Source organism: Shinella sp. GW821-FHT11G07 (assembly GCF_058808115.1).
Map to the genome: position 1 here is coordinate 354,073 of NZ_JBXARJ010000004.1, position 17,582 is coordinate 371,654.

Genomic DNA, 17,582 nt, shown 5'->3' on the forward strand with positions numbered 1-17,582 from the left:
AGCCTTACGCGGCGGCCTTCAGTTCCTTGTCGATCATGGCACGCAGGCTGCCGAGATCCTTGGCGAAGGCGCGGATGCCTTCGGAGAGCTTTTCGGTGGCCATCGCGTCTTCGTTCAGCATCCAGCGGAAGGTCTTTTCGTCGATCTTGATCGGCGAGACCTTGGCGGCCTTTTCCGGCGACAGCTTGCGCTCCAGCGTGCCCTCTGCTGCGTCGAGTTCCTCGAGCAGGGCAGGGCTGATGGTCAGGCGGTCGCAACCGGCAAGCGCTTCGATCTCGCCGGTGTTGCGGAAGGAGGCGCCCATGACGATCGTGTTGATGCCGTTGGACTTGTAGTAGTCGTAGATCGCGCGGACCGAGACGACACCCGGATCTTCTTCCGCCGAAAACGTCTTACCGCTCGCCTTGACGTGCCAGTCGAGGATACGGCCGACGAAGGGCGAGATCAGGAAGGCGCCGGCATCGGCGCAGGCAATGGCCTGGGCCTTGTTGAAGAGCAGCGTCAGGTTGCAGTCGATGCCGTCCTTCTGGAGAACTTCCGCGGCGCGGATACCTTCCCAGGTGGAGGCGAGCTTGATGAGGATGCGGTCACGGGTAATGCCGCGCGCTTCATAGGCCTTGATGATCTCGCGGCCCTTGGCGATCGAGGCTTGCGTGTCGAAGGACAGGTCGGCGTCGACTTCGGTCGAGACGCGGCCGGGCACGAGCTCGGAGAGGGCTGCGCCGACGGAGATGGCGAGGCGATCGGCGACGGCCGAGACGACGCCGTCGTGGTTGCCGCCCTGGGACTGGCCCCAGCGGATGGCCTCGTTGACGGTGTCGGCAAACATCGGCGTGCCGAGGGCCTTCAGGACGATCGTCGGATTGGTGGTGCAATCGACCGGCTTCAGGCGGCGCACGGCTTCGATGTCGCCGGTGTCTGCCACGACGGTGGTCATCGCGCGGAGTTGTTCAAGCTTGGACGTCATGTCGATATCCCGAAATGGTTGTTGCTGGGCTGGTTTCCCGAGAGAAATGCCAAGCCCTCCTCCATGTTGCTCGTGAAAGCGCGCTCGACGACTGTGCTTCCTGTTTCAGTCGCCGCGCGTGCCGGCACAACCAATCTGCCGACGGAAGGCCGCCAGCCGATATGTCATGAACTATCGTCGCTTCCTTGGGCGAAAGTCAAGCACTTTTGCTCAATCGTCTGGACATATGTCGCATTTTCCATTTCGTGTGTTAAGGTGGTGCAGAACGATTGCAGACAGATGGAGGCGACGTGACAAGGCTCCGGCGCGACACACACACGGCCTATTCGGAATCGGCCGCCCTTCGGCTCAGGGCCGCCTGGCTCTATTACAACCAGGGTCTCACCCAGAAGGACGTGGCGGAAAAGATCGGCGTCAGCCGCAGTACCGTCATCCGCATGCTCGACGAGGCGCTGAAGCGCTCCGAGGTGCAGATCTGGATCAACGAGGGTGTCGGCGACTGTGTCGAACTCGCCGTGCGGCTTGAGAAGGCCTACGGTTTGGACGAAGCCGTTGTGGTGCCGGCGGCGGCAAGCGCGGAGGCGACGGCGAAGGGCGTGGGGCTGGCACTTGGCCAGTTCCTGACCGAGGCGATCCCGGACGATTGCACCATTGGCGTCGGCTGGGGGCGCACACTGACCGCCTCGCTCGCCAGCTTCCGCCCGGCACGGCGGGAGCGCGTCAAGGTCGTCTCGCTGCTCGGCGGCGTGGTCGAGGCGCATCATATCAACCCGATCGAATATACCTGGCGGCTGGCGAGCCAGCTCGGCGCGGAATGTTACCTGTTTCTCGCGCCGCTGCTCGTCGATTCGCGGGAAACCAAACGCAGCCTGATCGAGAAATGCGGCCTGAAGACGCTGTTCGAACTGGCGGAGAACATGGATATCGCGGTGGTGAGCTGTGGCGATATCGGGCCGCGTGCAAGCTCCCTGTCGCGCGATTTCATTGCCCGACATGAGCTGGAGGAACTGATCGAGGCCGGCTGCGTCTGCGATACGATGTGCAATTTCCTCGATGCCGAAGGGCGCACGATCGATCATCCGATCCGTCACCGCGTCATGTCGATCGACCTCGAAACGGTGAGCAAGGCGCGCCATATCGTGCTGGTTTCCGGCGGCGCACACCGAGCGCCGGCCATTCGCGCCACCATCCGTCGCATCGGCTGCAACACGCTGATCACCGACGAGGGCGCCGCACAGGCCATGCTGCGACTGGCGGAAACCTCAGCCGCCGCCTGACGGCTAAAGCAAGTCGAGGCGAATGGCGCGGGTGATCGCGCCCGTAATGTTGCGGGTGCCGAGCTTTTCGATCGCGCTGCGCATGGCCTCAGTCACGCGCGGCATCGCAATGTCGGTTTCGAGCACGATATCGGCCGGTGTCTTGCCGTTGGCGGCAAGTTCGAGACACCGTCTTTCGATTTCGGTCAGCTCGGGGAGGCGGGAAAGATCATTTTCCGAGGACGTCATGCGCCCCGCTTAAAGACAGACGTGCGCCGCGGAAAGCGCAAGCCATTCCAATGCTTAACGGGACGGGGCGGCTTTTCACCACTTTGTCCCGTTATGGGACAGGTTCCATTCTCTTCGGTGGCCTGATTTCCTGCGACGCCGCGTCGTCGCAAAAAGATGGGGATTTGCCTTCAGGCGCTGCTAGCTGGTAAGCCACGCGCGAAAAGGCTGGAGACGGACGTGACATCCAAGGAACAGAAGGCGGCGATTCGCAATGAGCGGCTGGCGCTGCGCGATGCGATGACGCCGGAGGCGCGCATCGAGGGCAGCCTCGCCATGGTTGACCATGCCGGCGATCGCCTCGACTTCGAGCCCGGCACTGTAATTTCCGGTTTCTGGCCGATCCGCTCGGAGGCCGATATCCGTCCGCTGCTGGCGCATCTTCGCACGCGCGGCGCGCGGCTGTGCCTGCCGGTCGTGCTTGATCGCGAGACGATCGTCTTCCGCGAACTCCTCGTCGGTGCGCCTGTGGTCAAGACCGGCTTCGGCACGACCGGGCCAGGGCCGGAGGCTGCCGTGCTTGATCCCGATATTCTGCTCGTACCGCTGTCGGCCTTCGACCGGGCAGGCCACCGCATCGGCTATGGTGCCGGCCACTACGACCGGGCGATCGACCGCCTGAAGGCGAAAGGCCATGCGCCAAAACTGATCGGCATTGCGTTTGACTGCCAGGAAGTGGCATCAGTACCCGCGGAACCGCACGACGTCCCCCTGGACGCGATCCTCACCGAGAGCGGCTTCCGTTTGTTCCAACAGGTTTTGTAAGGCAGTTCGATGCGTTTTCTTTTTCTGGGCGATATGGTGGGCAAGACCGGGCGGACGGCCGTCTGGCAGCGCCTGCCGGGGCTGATCAGCGATTTCAAGCTGGATTTCGTCGTCGTCAACGGGGAGAACGCGGCCGGCGGCTTTGGCATCACGGAAGAGATCTTTCTCGAAACGGTCAATGCCGGTGCCGACGTGGTGACGACGGGCAACCACGTCTGGGACCAGAAGGAAGCCGTGACGTTTGCCGGCCGGCATGACCAGTTCCTGCGCCCCGCCAACTATCCCGCTGGCACGCCCGGCCGTGGCGCGAACCTGTTCATGGCCAAGAACGGTGCACGCGTTCTGGTCGCCAACATCATGGGCCGCGTCTTCATGCACCCGGAACTCGACGACCCCTTCAAAGCCGGCGAAACAATCCTCGCCTCCTGCCCGCTCGGCGAGCAGGCGGACGCGATCATCTTCGATTTCCACGCCGAGGCGACCAGCGAAAAGCAGTGCTTCGGCCACTTCGTCGATGGCCGCGCGAGCGTCGTGGTTGGCACGCATACCCATGTGCCGACGGCCGATTGCCAGATCCTGAACGGCGGTACGGGCTATATGTCAGACGCCGGCATGTGCGGGGATTATGATTCCTCGCTCGGCATGGAGAAGGAAGAGCCGCTCAACCGCTTCATCTCCAAAATGCCAAAGAGCCGCTTCGAGGCGGCCTCCGGGCCGGCGACGATCTGCGGCCTGGCGGTCGAAATCTCCGACCGCACGGGACTTGCCGAGAAGATCGCACCGCTTCGGCTCGGCCCGCGGTTGGCCGAAACGGTGCCGGATTTCTGGCGCTGATCTCACGCGATACCAGCGAATTGCGGTAAGAAGCGCCTCAGATCATGTGGCGCAGGTGATCGGCCGAGCCTCCGGTGAAGGTCAGGTGCGCCTTGACGCCGACATCCGGTTCTTCGTCCGGATTGAAGTTCGCCTTGGCGATCTCCCAGCCGAATTTCAGCTTGCTGCCTGTCGAGGCCCAGACTTCGGCATCCTCCATCTCCAGCGCCAGCATGGTGAGCTTCGGGTCGTTCTTGCCGTGGTCGAACCAGGCCTCGACGACGGAGCTCCAGTACTCGTCGACCTTGAGCGGATCCCGGCGCACGGAAATCCGTCCGGCGATGCAGGCATGGTAGTCGTGGCCCTTGCCGACAACGCAGAAATGCGCTCGGGAGCCAGGGATGGTGGCCTCGACGATCTCGGCATCCGTCTTGGTGAAGAACCAGATCGTTGCCGTCTGGCGGTCGAGCTGCGGCGCCATCGGCTGCATATGCATGTGGCTGCCTTCGACGCCAAGCATGCCGGCATGGATCCTGTCGATCTCGTCAAAGAGCTGTTCTTTCGGGTTTTCGCGGGCCCGGGTAAGATTGGACATGGCTATACCTCTTCACGTTCGATTGCGTGCAGAGTGAACGTGCCGCCGTGCAGAAGGTTCCGGGAGAAGCCCGGTGGGCGGTCAAACGATTGTGATCGCGGTGGGTCGTCGGAAATCTCGACCCATCCGGCTTGCTGGCGCATAGTCGCGCCGACCAATGAACGGAGCCGCTGATGCCGCATCTCCTGCTCATTCCGCTTTTGCTTGCCGCTCTTGTTTTCGTTGCCATGCCGCGGCCATCGCTTGCGCAAGCCGAGGCGCCGGTCAGCCAGTGCCAGATGATCGCAAGGTCGCTTCCCTCCGTCACCTTCGCCAGCTTTTCCGCGACGACACCGCTGCGGGTCCAGGCCAGGGCGAACGAGGAGGTGCGCATCACCTATGTCGGCCACTCGACCTTCTTCATCGAAACGCCGGCGGGCGTGAAAATCGCCACCGACTATAACGGCTGGTTCAAGCCGCCGGCACTGCCGACCGTGGTGACGATGAACAAGGCCCATTCCAGCCATTACACGATGACCCCGGAACCCGGCATCGAATATGTGCTGCATGGTTGGCAGGACGGTTCGGAGAAGGGCGCGGACCACGATGTCGTGGTGGGTGATACCTATATCCGCAATGTGCCGACCGACATCCGCAACTGGGGCGGATCGATGGAGCCGAACGGCAATTCCATCTTCATCTTCGAAGTTGCCGGCCTTTGCATCGGCCATCTCGGCCACCTGCACCACGAACTGACGGAAAAACAATATGCCGAGATCGGCCGGCTCGACGTGTTGATGGTGCCGGTGGATGGCGGGCTCACCATGGGTGCGGAGAGCATGAGCCGCGTCGTGCAGCGCCTGCGCTCCTCGCTCATCCTGCCGATGCATCGCCGCGGGCCGCCGATCAGCCAGTTCCTCTCGATGTTCGGCACCGGCTTCGACGCGGTGACCGATGAGGACGCGACGATCACCATTTCCATCCGCAGCTTGCCGAAGCGGCCGACGATTCATATTCTCTCCGGCGTCTGATGCCGGAGTCTCTTGATGCGTTTTCTCTTTGCCGTGCCTGTCCTGCTGCTCACGTCCGCCTTTGCTTTCGCGAGCGGTGCGCCGACGCCGGGCGGTCCCGCGGTCGAATCCGGCCAGCCGCGCGAGACGGTGACGCAGCCCGTGGAAAAGGTGCCAACCCGTTCCTCCGGCCTGGCTGAGCGGTTCGTCATGCCATCCGGCAATATCGGCTGCACCTATATTCCGGAAGGCGGCACCGAGGTGTATCAGCCTGCCGATGGCGGGCCGGAACTTTCCTGTGACCGGGTCGAGCCGAAATATCTGCGTGCGACGCTCGGCCGGAGCGGCAAGGCCGTGGTGAGAACGAATGTCGGCGACCAGGGTTGCTGCGGTGCCGAGAACACTGTCGACTATGGTGAAACCTGGTCGGCCGGTCCCTTCACCTGCTATTCGGAACGCACGGGCCTGACCTGCGAGCGAAGCGACGGCCACTCCTTCCTGCTGAGCCGCGCCCGCGTTCGGGCGGACTGAAATCCACCCGCCGCTTTGTTTGCAGGACTGCTGGACGTCCGGCGGCAATGAAATTATAAGGCGGCATTTCGAAAATCGGGGCGTAAGGCCGGCGCATCACCGCGGCGGGGGCTCCGGCACAGTGACCGGCGACCGGACGTGGGCGCCAAGAAAACGAGACAGGGGTGCCATGGCAGGCCATTCACAGTTCAAGAATATCATGCACCGCAAGGGAAAACAGGATTCCGTGCGGTCGAAAATGTTCTCCAAGCTTGCGCGCGAAATCACGGTTGCGGCAAAGACCGGTCTGCCCGACCCGTCGATGAACGCCCGCCTGCGCCTGGCGATCCAGAACGCCAAGGCACAGTCCATGCCGAAGGACAATATCGAGCGTGCCGTCAAGAAGGCATCCGGCGTCGATGGTGAGAACTACGAGGAAGTCCGCTACGAGGGCTACGGCCCGGGCGGCGTTGCCGTCATCGTCGAGGCGCTGACCGACAACCGCAACCGCACCGCGTCCGTCGTCCGCTCGACCTTTTCCAAGGCTGGCGGTGCGCTCGGCGAAACCGGGTCGGTTTCGTTCTCCTTCGACCGCGTCGGCGAGATCACCTACAAGCTCTCCGTCGGTGACGCCGATGCTGTCATGGAAGCCGCCATCGATGCCGGCGCCGAGGACGTGACGACGGACGAGGACGGCCACACGATCATCTGCGGCTTCGAGGATATCGGCGAGGTCTCCAAGGCGCTGGAAGGCAAGCTCGGCGAAGCCGAGACGGTCAAGGCGATTTGGAAGGCCCAGAACACCGTGCCGGTCGACGAGGACAAGGCGCAGTCGCTGATGAAGCTCATCGACACGCTGGAAGACGATGACGACGTGCAGAACGTCTACTCGAACTTCGAAGTGTCCGACGAGGTCATGGCCAAGCTTTCGGCCTGATTAAATAGACCTATCCACCTCCGTTGTCATCCTCGGGCTTGACCCGAGGATCCCCGCGGCAGCGCGGCACGGATGGTCGGGTCAAGCCCGACCATGACGATAGAGAGGTTCATCGAAAAGGCCGGATGCCGCATGGCCCCGGCCTTTTCCGTTCAGGCGGCGAGCGAAAGCTCCTGCTGAGCCTCGGCGAACCGCCGAACCGATTTCAGCCTAGCGTCCATGTCGTAGATCGGCATGGAGACGATCAGTTCGTCGGCCTTGGTAATCGACAGGAAATCGGCGATCTGGCGCTTGATCTTCTCCGGCCCGCCGACCACCGCATATTGCAGCGTGTGCTCGACATTGATGCGTTCCCCTTCGCTCCAGTGCGGATCCATGTCGTCGACCGGTGCCGGGAAAGCACCCGGCGTACCGCGGCGCAGGCGCACGAAGGATTGCTGCATCGAGGTGAAGAGATAGTCGGCCTGTGCATCCGTATCGGCGGCAGCGCCCATCACGCCGACCATGGCATGCGGCTTGTCGAGATATTGCGACGGCTCGAAGCGTTCGCGGTAGATTTCCAGCGCCGATAGCAACATGTCCGGCGCGAAATGCGAGGCGAAGGCGAAGGGCAGGCCGAGCATGCCGGCAAGGTGCGCCGAGTAATGGCTGGAGCCGAGCAGCCAGACCGGCACGTTGCTGCCCGCACCGGGAATGGCGATGATCTTCTGCTCCGGGCTCGTCGGTCCCATGAGCTGCATCAGTTCCACGACATCCTGCGGAAAATTGTTGGCGGCGGTGTCGAGGTTGCGACGCAGCGCCTGGGCCGTGCGCATGTCCGTGCCGGGCGCGCGGCCAAGCCCGAGGTCGATACGATCCGGGAAGAGGGCGGCGAGCGTGCCGAACTGTTCGGCGATGACGAGCGGCGAATGGTTCGGCAGCATGATGCCGCCGGAGCCGACTCGAATCTTTTCCGTGCCGGCCGCCACGTGCTGGATGACGAGCGAGGTGGCGGCGCTGGCAATGCCGCGCATGCCGTGGTGCTCGGCAAGCCAGAAGCGCTTGTAGCCATAGGCTTCGGCTTCCTGCGCCAGTCGGCGGGAGTTTTCCAGCGATTGGGCGACGGTGCCGCCTTCAGTGACCGGGGAAAGATCGAGGATGGAGAAGGGCACCATGGGAGCGGCCTCTTTGTAAGGGAATTTGATCGTCCTCCCATGTAGGTTCAGTTCTGTGAAATCCAAGCGACCGCTTCCAGGTTTTCGCGAGCGTCTTTGCAAAAGCCTGAATGTTTTTGCTTTGTTCACATTTCACTGGCAGGGTCACCCGGACAAGATTAGGGTTTCAGCATGCAGGAAATGATTCGCATCATCGGTATCGACCCCGGCCTTCGCCGCACCGGCTGGGGCGTCATCGAGACGCTGGGCAACTCCCTGCGCTTCGTTGCCTCCGGCACCGTGACGTCTGATGGCGACGCGGATCTCGCCTCCCGCCTCTGCCAGTTGCATGACGGGCTGTCCGAGATCATCCACAGCTACCAACCTCACGAGGCGGCCGTCGAGCAGACCTTCGTCAACAAGGATGCGGTAGCAACGCTTAAGCTCGGACAGGCGCGCGGCATTGCCATGCTTGTGCCGGCGCGCGCCGGCCTGCGTGTCGCCGAATATGCGCCGAACGCGGTCAAGAAGGCCGTCATCGGCGTCGGCCATGGTGAGAAGCAGCAGATCCACATGATGTTGAAGGTGCTGATGCCGAAGGCCACCTTCACCGGCAATGACGCCGCAGACGCGCTTGCCATCGCCATCTGCCATGCCCACAACCGCCAGGGTCTCTCCGGCCGCCTGGCCAAGCTTGTCGGCTGATTTGTTCTTGACTTGTTCCGGTCTGCTCGATAAGTAATACCGCAGAGGTATTACCATGCGTGTGACGGAAAAAGGCCAGGTGACGATCCCGAAACCCATCCGCGACCGGCTCGATATCGAGCCGGGCTCGGAGGTTGATTTCGTCGTCTCCGAAGACGGAGTGATGCTCGTCAAGGTCGGTGATGGCAAGCACGCCTTCGAGGATTTCGATGCTTGGGCCGCCAGCATCAAGGGAACATGGGATCTGGACGGCATGACGCCAGACGAATATTTCGAATGGCTGCGGGGGCCGCGCGATGACCTCGACCGTCGTTGATACGAATGTCCTCATCGACATGCTCGGGCCGGACCGGGCGGAGCGGGTCTGGTCGCTGACCGCGCTGAAGCGCTGTTCGGAAGAGGGCGAACTGGTTCTCCATTCTGTCGTCTGGTCAGAGCTGGCGGCCTCGCCGCTCAGCGAATTGGAGCTGAACCTCGCGTTCGGTTGGCTGCGCATGCGGCGGGAGCCTCTTTCCTACGAGGCGGCCTTTGCGGCGGGCAAGGCACACTACGCCTATCGCCGGGCGGGTGGGGTGCGTGAGCGAACGCTTCCCGATTTCCTCGTCGGCGCACACGCCCAGATACGCGCTCACCGGCTGCTGACCCGCGATGCCGCGCGCTACCGAACCTATTTCCCCACGCTCGATATCATTTCCCCCGAAACCCATCCCTGACGGACCATCCCATGATCGGCAAACTCAAAGGCACAATCGACGAGATCGGCGACGACTATGTGGTCCTCGACGTGCACGGCGTCGGCTATGTTGCCCATTGCTCGGCGCGCACGCTTGGCAAACTCGGTTCGGCCGGCGAGGCGGCGGTGTTGTTCATCGAAACCTATGTGCGCGAGGACCAGTTCAAGCTGTTCGGCTTCCTGACGGCGCTGGAACGGGAGTGGTTTCGCCTGTTGCAGAGCGTGCAGGGTGTGGGCTCCAAGGTGGCGCTCGGCGTGCTCTCGACGTTGACGCCGGGCGAACTCGCCAACGCCATCGCGCTGCAGGACAAGACGGTGGTGTCGCGTGCACCGGGCGTCGGACCGAAGGTCGCGGTGCGGATCGTCACCGAACTGCGCAACAAGGCACCGGCTTTCGCCGGTGAGGCATCCGCCTCGATCGGGCTCAAGCAGGAGCTGGGAGAAGGGGTGGCCTCGGCACCGGTTTCGGATGCTGTGTCCGCGCTGACCAATCTCGGTTATTCACGCGACCAGGCGGCCAATGCGGTCGCCGCGGCGCTGAAGAACGGCGGGGAGGGCGGTGACAGCGCCAAGCTCATCCGTCTCGGTCTCAAGGAATTGTCGCGGTGATGCGGTTGCCTTCCGCCGTGGACAATGGGATTAGGGCGCGATGAGCGACGAGAACGGACTGCTTTCGCCCGAAAAGCGCGGCGAGGACATCGACACCGCCCTGCGGCCCCAGACGCTGGACGACTTTACCGGCCAGGCGGAGGCGCGCGCCAATCTGAAGATCTTCATCGAGGCGGCGAAGAACCGCGGCGAGGCGCTCGATCATGTGCTCTTCGTCGGCCCGCCCGGCCTCGGCAAGACGACGCTCGCGCAAATCATGGCGAAGGAACTCGGCGTCAATTTCCGCTCGACCTCAGGCCCGGTCATCGCCAAGGCGGGCGACCTTGCGGCGCTGCTGACCAATCTCGAAGAGCGCGACGTGCTCTTCATCGACGAAATCCACCGCCTCAACCCGGCCGTCGAGGAAATCCTCTATCCGGCCATGGAGGATTTTCAACTCGATTTGATCATCGGCGAAGGTCCGGCCGCGCGTTCGGTGAAGATCGATCTGTCGAAATTTACCCTCGTCGCAGCAACCACGCGCCTCGGCCTGCTCACCACGCCATTGCGCGACCGTTTCGGTATCCCGGTTCGCTTGAATTTCTACACCGTCGAGGAGCTGGAATCGATCGTGCGCCGCGGCGCGCGGCTGATGGGGCTCGGCATCACCGAAGACGGCGCGCACGAGATCGCGCGTCGTGCGCGCGGCACGCCGCGCATCGCCGGCCGTCTGCTGCGCCGGGTGCGCGATTTTGCCGAAGTGGCGCGGGCGGAGGCGGTAACTCGGGTCATCGCCGATGACGCGCTGACGCGGCTGCTCGTCGATAATATGGGGCTGGATCAGCTTGACCGGCGTTATCTGTCGATGATTGCGCACAATTTCGGCGGCGGGCCGGTGGGCATCGAGACGATCGCTGCGGGCCTTTCGGAGCCGCGGGATGCGATCGAAGACATTATCGAGCCCTATATGATCCAGCAGGGTTTCATCCAGCGCACGCCGCGCGGCCGTGTTTTGACCGTAAATGCCTGGAAACATATGGGCCTTACGCCGCCGAAGGATCTCGAGGCGTCGCAGTTCAGGCTGTTTACCGAGGACGACTGATGTGCTGACCAGGCGCGGGATGCTCAAGACCTTCGGTGGATTGTTTGCCGCGGGTTTTGCATCCTCCGCCTATGCCGTCGGTATCGAACCGCTGATGCGTTTGCGCACGACGACCTACCGCATCACGCCACCCGGCTGGCCGGAGGGCCAGAAACTCCGGATCGTGGCGCTTGCTGACATTCACGCCTGCGAACCTTGGATGACCGCGCGCCGCATCGGCGATATCTGCCGCTATGCCAACGATCTCGGCGGTGACATGATCGTATTGCTCGGCGATTATATTTCCAGCATGCGCGCCGTGTGGAGCCAGGTGCCGCCGGAGATGTGGGCTGCGGAATTGTCGGTCCTTCATGCGCCGCTCGGCGTCCATGCCATCCTCGGAAACCATGACTGGTGGGACGACCTGGACGCGCAGGCGGCCGGTGGCGGCGAGACGGTCAGCCATCGCGAGCTGCGAAAGGCGGGGATCGCCGTCTATTCCAACCGTGCGGCGCGGATCGAGGCGGCGACGGGCGCCTTCTGGCTTGCCGGCCTCGAAGACCAGCTTGCGCTGCGCCCCGGCCGCCAATGGAACCGCTTTGGTTATATAGGGCTGGACGACCTGCCCGGCACGCTGGCACAGGTGACGGATGACGCGCCGATCCTCCTGCTCGCGCACGAGCCGGACATCTTCCCCCGCGTACCCTCGCGGGTGTCCCTGACGCTGTCTGGCCATACCCACGGCGGGCAGGTGCGGCTGTTCGGCTATTCGCCCATGGTGCCGTCCGCTTATGGCAATCGCTTCGCCTATGGTCATGTGATCGAGGAGGGCCGACATCTGTGCGTTTCGGGCGGGCTTGGCTGTTCGATCGCGCCGGTGCGTTTCGGCTCGCCGCCGGAAATCATGGTCGTCGACCTCGGCTGACCCTCTCGTCTTGCAATTGTCGGCGCTTTGCGGGAGAGAGGCGGAAACTGTAAGCCGGATTCGACCATGACGGACGTCAACCATCATCTCTCGGGCGAACTGACCGAAGCGGGCCATCGGCTCGTGCAGCGGGTCTATTACGAGGACACCGATTTTTCCGGCGTCGTCTATCATGCCCGCTATCTGCATTTCCTCGAGCGCGGCCGGACGGATTACCTGCGGCTGCTCGGCGTCGAGCAGGGCAGCCTCGTTCTGGAAGAGGACCGCGAAGGCCTCGTCTTCGTCGTGCACCGCATGGAGATCGACTTCAAGTCACCGGCGCGCATGGACGACATCCTGACGATCCTGACCTCCACGGAAAAGGCCGGCGGGGCGAAGATGATCCTCAACCAGGAAATCCGGCGCGGAGAACAGCTTTTGATCGCCGCTCGCGTCATCATCGCGGTCATCAATTCCGCCGGGCGGCCACGTCGCTTGCCGGAAGGTCTGGCGGCGCGTTTTCTTGCCAAGACGCAAGAAACTTTGGGCGCGCATTAGCAGTAACACTCCCTTAACCATAATGATGTCTTACTCGGGTCGTGAGGATTTTGTGCACTGCACGTCATCCTTTAACCAAAATTGCCGTCAAGAAGGCAGGTTGTAAGCGTTTTGACCGGCATGGCAGCCGGCGGCATCAACCGGACATTCTTGACGGGCACGCGAAGCAGTGTGGAGTAAAATCCCTGGCTGTGACGCACGTTTCTGTGAATGCCGATGCGGGCTCCACCTCCCAGGAGGCCGTGCGGCGTGAATGTTACCCGGTTCGAGCCGCAAGGGCCCGTGCCGGGTGTTTGGATTCGGGGACATAGGTCTATGGAACAAGTGGGTTTGGAAGCGGCGCACAGCGTGACTCTTTGGGCACTCTTCATGCAGGCCGGATTCGTCGTCAAGCTGGTGATGCTCGGCCTGATCGCCGCGTCCGTGTGGACCTGGGCCATCGTCGTCGACAAGACGGTGAGCTACGGCAAGGCGCGGCGCCAGCTTGACAGTTTCGAGCAGGTGTTCTGGTCGGGCCAGTCGCTGGAAGAGCTTTACCGCACGCTCTCCGATCGCCAGACGTCCGGCATGAGCGCCATCTTCGTCGCGGCGATGCGGGAATGGAAGAAGAGCTTCGAGCGTGGTGCGCGATCGCCGATCGGCCTGCAAATGCGTATCGACCGGGCGATGGACGTGACGCTGTCGCGCGAATCCGAAACGCTGGAAGCCCGTCTCGGCTCGCTTGCTACCATCGGTTCGGCGGCGCCCTTCGTCGGCCTCTTCGGTACGGTCGTCGGTATCATGACCTCGTTCCAGGCCATCGCCGGTTCCAAGCAGACGAGCCTTGCGGTCGTCGCTCCCGGTATCGCCGAAGCGCTTCTTGCAACCGCAATCGGCCTGCTTGCCGCAATTCCGGCGGTTATTGCCTACAACAAGTTCTCTGCTGATGCCGGCAAGCTGACGGCGCGCATGGAAGGCTTCGCGGACGAGTTCTCCGCCATCCTGTCGCGCCAGATCGACGAGAAGCTGCAGCCGCGCGCCGCGGCACAGTAGGAGACGACGCCAATGGGCATGTCAGTCGGTTCAAAGAATTCAGGCGGCGGCCGCCGTCGCCGCGGTGGCGGCAAGCGCGCCCCGATGAGCGAGATCAACGTGACGCCGTTCGTCGACGTCATGCTCGTGCTGCTCATCATCTTCATGGTGGCCGCACCCCTGATGACGGTCGGCGTGCCGATCGACCTGCCGAAGACGCAGGCCAAGGCGTTGAACGCCGATACGCAGCCGATCACCGTGTCGGTCAAGGCTGATGGCCAGGTCTTCCTGCAGGAAACGGCGATCCCGATCGACGAGGTTGCCGCCAAGCTGCAGGCCGTGGCGACCACGGGTTACACCGAGCGCGTCTTCGTGCGCGGCGACGGCAATGCGCCCTATGGCATTGTCGCCGACGTGATGTCGCGTATCCAGGCTGGCGGGTTCACCAATATCGGCCTCGTCACCGAGCAGAAACTGGACAGGTAAACGCAGGCCATGAAGGGCAGCCTTACCACATCCGCCGTGCTTCACGCCCTGGTTCTCACCGCGGCGCTGGTTTCGCTCGGCAGTCCTGAAAGTTTCGACGTCGTCAGCGTCGAAGCGCTGCCGGTCGACATGGTGTCGATCGAGGAGCTGACGCAGATCCAGCAGGGCGACAAGAAGGCCGAAGTCAGGGAAAAGGCCGCCCCCATTCCGACCAAGAAGGAAACGCCGGTCGAGAATGCGGAAAACGCCGGAGAAAATGACGTCGACCTGAAGACCGCGCCGACGCCGGAAGAAAAGCCGCGCGATGTCGAGACGGCCGCCTCGCCGGAAAAAGCCGAGAAGGTCGTTCAGACACCCGATACCAAGCCCGTCGAGGATGTGAAGCAGGAAGAGCCTGCCAGCGAGCCTTCGACGGAAGTCACAGCGACCGCCGAGACCAAGCAGGAGGTCAAGCCGGACCCGAAGCCCGAGGCGACCCCCACCGAGGAAAAGCCGACCGCGGATCCGGAAGCCGAAGCGCTGCCTGACAAGATCCCGCTTCCCGAGATGAAGCCGAAGCTTGAGACCGCGACGGCCGAGACGAAGAAGGCCGAGGACAGCAAGAAGGTCGAGACAGCGAAGGCCGAAACGGCCAAGACGCCCGACCGCAAGAAAGATCAGAAGAAGAAGCAGGAAAAGGCTAGCTCGCTGAATGACAGCGACTTCAATGCCGACGAGATTTCCGCGCTTCTCAACAAGGAAAAGGCAGCCGGCGGCGGCGCCAAGCGCTCGCAGGACCAGGCGGCGCTGGGTGGCAAGAAGACGACGAGCGGCACCAAGCTAAGCCTGAGTGAAATGGATGCGTTGCGCGGCCAGATCGAGAACAACTGGTCGATCACGCCCGGCATGTCCGACGCTCAGGACGTGCGTATCAAGGTGACCATGCAGCTCGACCAGAACGGCGACATCATCGGCGAGCCGGAAGTCGTTGCGACGGGCGGTTCGGACTCTGCGCGCCGTGCGCTAGCCGGCGGCGTGCGCCGCGCCATCATGAAATCGCGGCCCTTCAAGGGGCTGCCGCCTGAAAAATATGACGCGTGGAACGAAGTCGTCGTGAACTTCGACCCCAGCGCAATGATGTAAGAACTAGGAAGGCCTAGATAGATGTTCAGACGCAATCTCCTCCGATTCCTGGTCGTGCTGACCGGCCTCGCAGTGTCCCTGCCGGTGGCCTGGGCAAGAGTGGAAATCAACATCAACAAGGGTAACGTCGAGCCGTTGCCGATCGCCGTGACGGATTTCATCGCGAGCGGTGATCTCGGTCAGCGTGTTACCGATGTGATCGCGGCGGACCTCAAGCGGTCCGGCCTCTTCGCGCCGGTCAACAAGCAGGCCTTCATCGAGAAGATCTCCAATCCCGACCAGCCGCCGCGCTTCGAGGACTGGAAGGTCATCAACGCGCAGGCTCTCGTTACCGGTCGCGTGACGCAGGAAGGCGACGGGCGTCTTCGCGCCGAATTCCGCCTGTGGGACACTTTCAGCGGCCAGCAGCTGACCGGCCAGCAGTTCTACACGCAGCCGGAAAACTGGCGCCGCGTCGCCCATATCATCGCCGATGCGATCTATGAGAGCCTGACCGGCGAGAAGGGCTACTTCGACACCCGTGTCGTCTACGTCGCCGAAAGCGGCCCGAAAACGGCCCGCAAGCGCCAGCTCGCCATCATGGACCAGGACGGCTTCAACGCCCGGGCACTGACGAACTCCAACGAGCTCGTCCTGACGCCGCGCTTCTCGCCGAGCCGCCAGGAAATTACCTACATGTCCTTCGAGGGCAACCAGCCGCGCGTCTACCTGCTCCAGCTTGAGACGGGGCAGCGCGAGGTGGTCGGCAACTTCCCGGGCATGACCTTCTCGCCGCGCTTCTCGCCGGATGGCCAGAAGGTCATCATGAGCTTGCAGCAGGAAGGCAATTCCAACATCTATACGATGGACCTACGCTCGCGCACCACGACGCGGCTGACCTCGACGGCGGCGATCGATACCTCGCCGTCCTATTCGCCGGATGGTACGCAGGTCGTCTTCGAAAGCGACCGTGGCGGAAGGCCGCAGCTCTACGTGATGGGCGCGGACGGCTCCAACCAGCGCCGCATTTCCTTCGGTGACGGCTCTTACTCGACGCCGGTCTGGTCCCCGCGTGGCGACCTCATCGCCTTCACCAAGCAGTCGGGCGGCAAGTTCTCGATCGGCGTGATGAAGACCGACGGTTCGGGCGAGCGCATCCTCACCAGCGGCTTCCACAATGAAGGCCCGACCTGGGCGCCGAATGGCCGCGTGCTGATGTTCTTCCGCCAGGGTGCGGGCGCCGGTGGTCCGCAGATCTATTCGATCGACCTTTCCGGTTACAACGAACAGCTCGTCCAGACGAAGGGCTTCGCTTCGGACCCGGCCTGGTCACCGCTTCTCGAATAGGACACGTATATGGCAGCTCTGCCGCGTTCTTGCCGCAAAGTCCTGTAAATCAGGCTTCAAGGCGAGACGCGGCAGAGCTGTTTCTACGTACAATGCAGGGGGCCGGGGACGGTCTTAAAGCAATCATTAACCATAGTCGTTGAATGCGGATTAACCGCTCGCGGTTACAGTCTGGCAACCCTGATTGAAAACGCCGCTTCAACGAACTTGACGCAAAAACTGATGCAAGGAGACCGGCTCATGAGCCGCATTCATTCCCCGGCCGTTGGCCGCATGCAGACCATCGCCCGCAACCCGGCAATGATCGCCCTGTTCATGACGCTCGCCCTCGCAGGCTGCGCCTCCAAGAAGAACCTGCCGAACAATGCCGGTGACCTCGGCCTGAACGGTGCCGGCGCCGCAACGCCGGGCTCGCAGCAGGACTTCACCGTCAACGTCGGCGACCGCATCTTCTTCGACACCGACTCCACGTCGATCCGTGCCGATGCCGCAGCGACGCTCGACCGCCAGGCGCAGTGGCTGCAGAAATATTCGAACTACGCCATCACAGTCGAAGGCCATGCCGACGAACGCGGCACGCGCGAATACAACCTCGCGCTCGGCGCACGCCGTGCGGCTTCGACCCGCCAGTATCTCGCATCGCGCGGCATTCCGGCCAACCGCATAAAGACGATCTCCTTCGGCAAGGAAAAGCCGGTCGCCGTCTGCGACGACATTTCCTGCTGGTCGCAGAACCGCCGCGCCGTGACCGTTCTCGGCGGCGCCGGCATGTAATTCCTTCCCTTGGGAAGGATGGTGCGAAAGGCGGCCGAGAG

At 62.9% G+C, this 17,582-nt stretch carries 22 protein-coding genes; 18 read left to right on the forward strand and 4 right to left on the reverse strand.

Features of this window, described 5'->3' with window-relative positions; translation table 11 throughout:
- Positions 1-4 precede the first annotated feature (4 nt).
- Positions 5-967, reverse strand: a complete 963-nt coding sequence (tal, locus tag AC1RT2_RS10665) for a transaldolase (RefSeq protein WP_493101714.1) — start codon at positions 965-967, stop codon at positions 5-7.
- 290 nt (positions 968-1,257) lie between these two features.
- Between tal and AC1RT2_RS10670 the strand changes: the two genes are divergently transcribed.
- Entirely contained in the window at positions 1,258-2,244 is a 987-nt protein-coding gene (locus tag AC1RT2_RS10670) for a sugar-binding transcriptional regulator (protein WP_493101715.1), read from the forward strand.
- A gap of 3 nt (positions 2,245-2,247) precedes the next feature.
- On the opposite strand, the gene AC1RT2_RS10675 is transcribed toward AC1RT2_RS10670, so the two are convergent.
- Positions 2,248-2,472 (reverse strand): LuxR C-terminal-related transcriptional regulator, encoded by a 225-nt coding sequence (locus AC1RT2_RS10675; protein WP_069061206.1) that lies wholly within the window; start codon positions 2,470-2,472, stop codon positions 2,248-2,250.
- 219 nt (positions 2,473-2,691) lie between these two features.
- On the opposite strand from AC1RT2_RS10675, the gene AC1RT2_RS10680 reads away from it, so the two are divergent.
- Entirely contained in the window at positions 2,692-3,276 is a 585-nt protein-coding gene (locus AC1RT2_RS10680) for a 5-formyltetrahydrofolate cyclo-ligase (protein WP_493101717.1), read from the forward strand.
- A gap of 9 nt (positions 3,277-3,285) precedes the next feature.
- Positions 3,286-4,110: a TIGR00282 family metallophosphoesterase gene (locus tag AC1RT2_RS10685; RefSeq protein WP_069061208.1), complete on the forward strand. Its 825-nt coding sequence runs from the start codon at positions 3,286-3,288 to the stop codon at positions 4,108-4,110.
- A 37-nt stretch (positions 4,111-4,147) separates the two neighbouring features.
- Here AC1RT2_RS10685 and AC1RT2_RS10690 read toward each other — a convergent pair whose 3' ends face one another.
- On the reverse strand, positions 4,148-4,684 hold the full coding sequence (locus AC1RT2_RS10690; RefSeq protein WP_493101719.1) for a pyridoxamine 5'-phosphate oxidase family protein: 537 nt from the start codon (positions 4,682-4,684) through the stop codon (positions 4,148-4,150).
- Positions 4,685-4,857: 173 nt separating this feature from the next.
- On the opposite strand from AC1RT2_RS10690, the gene AC1RT2_RS10695 reads away from it, so the two are divergent.
- From AC1RT2_RS10695 to AC1RT2_RS10705, 3 genes are all read left to right on the forward strand, one after another.
- Complete coding sequence (locus tag AC1RT2_RS10695) at positions 4,858-5,694, forward strand: MBL fold metallo-hydrolase (RefSeq protein ID WP_493101721.1); 837 nt, start codon at positions 4,858-4,860, stop codon at positions 5,692-5,694.
- Between the two features lie 15 nt (positions 5,695-5,709).
- Positions 5,710-6,204 (forward strand): hypothetical protein, encoded by a 495-nt coding sequence (locus tag AC1RT2_RS10700; RefSeq protein ID WP_493101723.1) that lies wholly within the window; start codon positions 5,710-5,712, stop codon positions 6,202-6,204.
- Positions 6,205-6,373: 169 nt separating this feature from the next.
- Entirely contained in the window at positions 6,374-7,120 is a 747-nt protein-coding gene (locus tag AC1RT2_RS10705) for a YebC/PmpR family DNA-binding transcriptional regulator (RefSeq protein ID WP_069061211.1), read from the forward strand.
- 152 nt (positions 7,121-7,272) lie between these two features.
- Here the strand turns inward: AC1RT2_RS10705 and AC1RT2_RS10710 are convergent, their stop codons facing one another.
- Positions 7,273-8,274, reverse strand: a complete 1,002-nt coding sequence (locus AC1RT2_RS10710) for an LLM class flavin-dependent oxidoreductase (RefSeq protein ID WP_493101725.1) — start codon at positions 8,272-8,274, stop codon at positions 7,273-7,275.
- Positions 8,275-8,445: 171 nt separating this feature from the next.
- On the opposite strand from AC1RT2_RS10710, the gene ruvC reads away from it, so the two are divergent.
- The 12 genes from ruvC (at position 8,446) to pal (ending at position 17,541) form a co-directional block, all read left to right on the forward strand.
- Positions 8,446-8,958 carry a crossover junction endodeoxyribonuclease RuvC gene (ruvC, locus tag AC1RT2_RS10715; protein WP_444799244.1) on the forward strand — a complete coding sequence of 171 codons (513 nt, stop codon included), beginning with the start codon at positions 8,446-8,448 and terminating at the stop codon, positions 8,956-8,958.
- A gap of 55 nt (positions 8,959-9,013) precedes the next feature.
- On the forward strand, positions 9,014-9,274 hold the full coding sequence (locus AC1RT2_RS10720) for an AbrB/MazE/SpoVT family DNA-binding domain-containing protein (RefSeq protein ID WP_493101727.1): 261 nt from the start codon (positions 9,014-9,016) through the stop codon (positions 9,272-9,274).
- The gene (locus tag AC1RT2_RS10725) at positions 9,255-9,671 is read left to right on the forward strand and encodes a type II toxin-antitoxin system VapC family toxin (protein ID WP_493101729.1); all 417 of its coding nucleotides are present in this window, start codon (positions 9,255-9,257) and stop codon (positions 9,669-9,671) included. Before AC1RT2_RS10720 ends, AC1RT2_RS10725 begins: the two co-directional genes overlap by 20 nt.
- Before the next feature lie 11 nt (positions 9,672-9,682).
- Positions 9,683-10,300: a Holliday junction branch migration protein RuvA gene (gene ruvA / locus AC1RT2_RS10730; RefSeq protein ID WP_493101731.1), complete on the forward strand. Its 618-nt coding sequence runs from the start codon at positions 9,683-9,685 to the stop codon at positions 10,298-10,300.
- A 40-nt stretch (positions 10,301-10,340) separates the two neighbouring features.
- On the forward strand, positions 10,341-11,381 hold the full coding sequence (gene ruvB, locus AC1RT2_RS10735) for a Holliday junction branch migration DNA helicase RuvB (RefSeq protein ID WP_069061217.1): 1,041 nt from the start codon (positions 10,341-10,343) through the stop codon (positions 11,379-11,381).
- A gap of 1 nt (position 11,382) precedes the next feature.
- Positions 11,383-12,285 (forward strand): metallophosphoesterase, encoded by a 903-nt coding sequence (locus AC1RT2_RS10740; RefSeq protein WP_493101733.1) that lies wholly within the window; start codon positions 11,383-11,385, stop codon positions 12,283-12,285.
- A 66-nt stretch (positions 12,286-12,351) separates the two neighbouring features.
- Positions 12,352-12,822 (forward strand): tol-pal system-associated acyl-CoA thioesterase, encoded by a 471-nt coding sequence (gene ybgC, locus AC1RT2_RS10745; RefSeq protein WP_069061219.1) that lies wholly within the window; start codon positions 12,352-12,354, stop codon positions 12,820-12,822.
- Between the two features lie 315 nt (positions 12,823-13,137).
- Complete coding sequence (gene tolQ / locus AC1RT2_RS10750) at positions 13,138-13,854, forward strand: protein TolQ (RefSeq protein WP_069061220.1); 717 nt, start codon at positions 13,138-13,140, stop codon at positions 13,852-13,854.
- 12 nt (positions 13,855-13,866) lie between these two features.
- Complete coding sequence (gene tolR, locus AC1RT2_RS10755) at positions 13,867-14,319, forward strand: protein TolR (RefSeq protein ID WP_069061221.1); 453 nt, start codon at positions 13,867-13,869, stop codon at positions 14,317-14,319.
- Positions 14,320-14,328: 9 nt separating this feature from the next.
- A complete protein-coding gene (locus AC1RT2_RS10760; protein ID WP_493101736.1) occupies positions 14,329-15,441 on the forward strand; it encodes a cell envelope integrity TolA family protein in 1,113 nt (370 codons plus the stop codon).
- Between the two features lie 21 nt (positions 15,442-15,462).
- On the forward strand, positions 15,463-16,767 hold the full coding sequence (gene tolB / locus AC1RT2_RS10765; RefSeq protein ID WP_069061223.1) for a Tol-Pal system beta propeller repeat protein TolB: 1,305 nt from the start codon (positions 15,463-15,465) through the stop codon (positions 16,765-16,767).
- 240 nt (positions 16,768-17,007) lie between these two features.
- Entirely contained in the window at positions 17,008-17,541 is a 534-nt protein-coding gene (gene pal, locus AC1RT2_RS10770; RefSeq protein ID WP_069061224.1) for a peptidoglycan-associated lipoprotein Pal, read from the forward strand.
- Positions 17,542-17,582 lie beyond the last annotated feature (41 nt).